The organism is Azospirillum sp. B506 (assembly GCF_000333595.1).
Taxonomy (GTDB): Bacteria; Pseudomonadota; Alphaproteobacteria; order Azospirillales; family Azospirillaceae; genus Azospirillum.
Map to the genome: position 1 here is coordinate 1 of NZ_BADK01000331.1, position 1,998 is coordinate 1,998.

2 protein-coding genes are annotated in these 1,998 nt (G+C 65.1%); both read left to right on the forward strand.

All coding sequences use genetic code 11. The annotated features are described in order from the left end of the window. The first annotated feature begins 439 nt into the window (after window positions 1-439). Window positions 440-1,414 carry a threonine/serine dehydratase gene (locus I71_RS10175; protein ID WP_049976026.1) on the forward strand — a complete coding sequence of 325 codons (975 nt, stop codon included), beginning with the start codon at window positions 440-442 and terminating at the stop codon, window positions 1,412-1,414. Between the two features lie 166 nt (window positions 1,415-1,580). After that, window positions 1,581-1,998 (forward strand): YitT family protein (locus I71_RS10180; protein ID WP_199902154.1); only part of this gene is annotated, 418 nt, incomplete at its 3' end.

The following is a 1,998-nucleotide window of genomic DNA, read 5'->3' on the forward strand; positions in this document are numbered from 1 at the left end:
CGGGCGGATCAGGCACTTTACCGGGCCAAGGCGCTTGGGCGGGACCGCGTCGAGGTGATGTGAGGCTGCCGTCCTGCGACATAGTGAACGATGACGGCTTGACCGCCGCCGCGGCAACGGGTATTCAGATCTTATGAACACGACCGAAACCATGCGAATGCGAATTACCGGCCCGGCGCTCTGAAGCGTCGGAGAGTTGCCGTCTTCGTGTTCAATGGTCGTGTGGAGTGTGTGGCGTGTCGCTGCACCATGTGGTCCCCGGAGCCCTGTATCCGGTCGATGCAAAGTTCAATGGTCTGATCGCTGCTGCGGTGTCGCGTCTCCGCGTCCGTCTCGGCGAGCGAATGTGTGGCTCGGCGCGAATTATTCACCCGGCCCGCTGAGGCGGTCCGGGGCACGCCCGACTTACCCAGACATTCGTTCGCCGAGGATTACAGCGATGTTGACCGCGCATGCCGATGCCGCGCGCACCCTTTCCGTCTGCGCTCCCGTCCACCAATCCCTTGAGGACCGCCTGCCGGCGTGGCTGCCGCTGTCGGCGGTGACCGATGCCGCCCGCCGGCTCTCCGGCCAGATCGTCCGTACCCCCCTGCTGCATGCGCCGACCCTTCACCGTGACCTTTGGCTGAAGGCCGAGGTGTTCCAGGCCACCGGGGCCTTCAAGGAGCGTGGCGCATTGAACCGTCTGCTGCGACTGACGGCGCCGGAACGGGCCGGCGGGGTGGTGGCGATGTCGGCTGGCAACCACGCGCAGGGGGTTGCGCTGCATGCCGCGCGTTTGGGGGTGCGGGCCACCATCGTGATGCCGGAAACCGCCCCCCGCTGTAAGGTGGAGCGAACCGCGGAGTTGGGAGCCGACGTGGTGCTGCATGGTGCCACAGTGGGCGAAGCGAAGGGCAAGGCGTTGGAACTGGCGGTGGAACGGCGCCTGACCTTCCTCCATCCCTATGACGATCCCGACGTGATCGCCGGGCAGGGGACGGTTGGGCTGGAGATCCTCGCCGACCGGCCGGACGTTGACACGGTGGTGGTGCCGGTCGGCGGCGGCGGTCTGCTGGCCGGGATCACGGCCGCGGTGAAGGCGCAGCGGCCATGGGTGCGGGTGATCGGCGTGCGGCTGGCCCGGCGCGGCGGTCCGACATTGGCCGACGGCATCAATGTCCATGCACTGGGCAAGCTGCCCCAGGCCATCGTCGACACTCTGGTCGACCGCGTGGTCGAGGTGGAGGAAGGGGAGATCGCCGCGGCGATGCGGGCGCTTCACCGCTCCTTCGGCGTGGTGGCGGAAGGGGCGGGGGCTGCGGCGGTTGCTGCCGTGCTCGGCGGCCGGATCGGCCGCACCGGACGCACGGTCGCGGTGCTATCCGGCCGAAATGTGGATGGCGACACGCTGGCGCGGACATTGGCGGCGTAAGTCTCACTCATCCACCGTCCCGGCACCAAAGGACCACCACCGCGCCAATCCCCCCGCAAATCGCATAGCTACCCCGTCTCCGAAGCGAAGTATGGATAGGTCAGCGAAAATGACCTATATTGGTGTTCGCGTGTAAACATACAGGCGACACCGAGGGGTAGCTGGCATGGCGAACAATTCTGCCTCGACTATTTCGTCATCCTCTGCGTCGGTCACTTACGAGCGCCCACGCGCGGCGCACAGTGTCTTTGACAATTTGCAAGGGCAACTGTTCGGTATCGTCATGACGTCGTTCGGCATTGCGATTCTTCATGCCGCCGGGCTGGTCACCGGTCAGGCGGCGGGGCTGGCCTTTGTGATTTCTTACGCGACAGGCGTCGATTTCGGAACTCTGTTCTTCCTGGTCAACCTGCCTTTCTATTTTCTTGCGCTGGCCCGCATCGGTGTCGGATTTACCATCAAGTCGCTGATCGCAGTGACCGGCATCGCCGTGCTGTCCGGGCTGTTTCCGTCACTGATGAGCTTCAGCGCCATCAACCCTTTTGTCGCGGCGGTGCTCGCCGGCTTCTGTGTCGAAATTGGGG

Excerpts from the sequence above, each read along its gene's own strand:
- I71_RS10175 (WP_049976026.1), top strand. The coding sequence starts at position 440 with ATGTTGACCGCGCATGCCGATGCCGCGCGCACCCTTTCCGTCTGCGCT.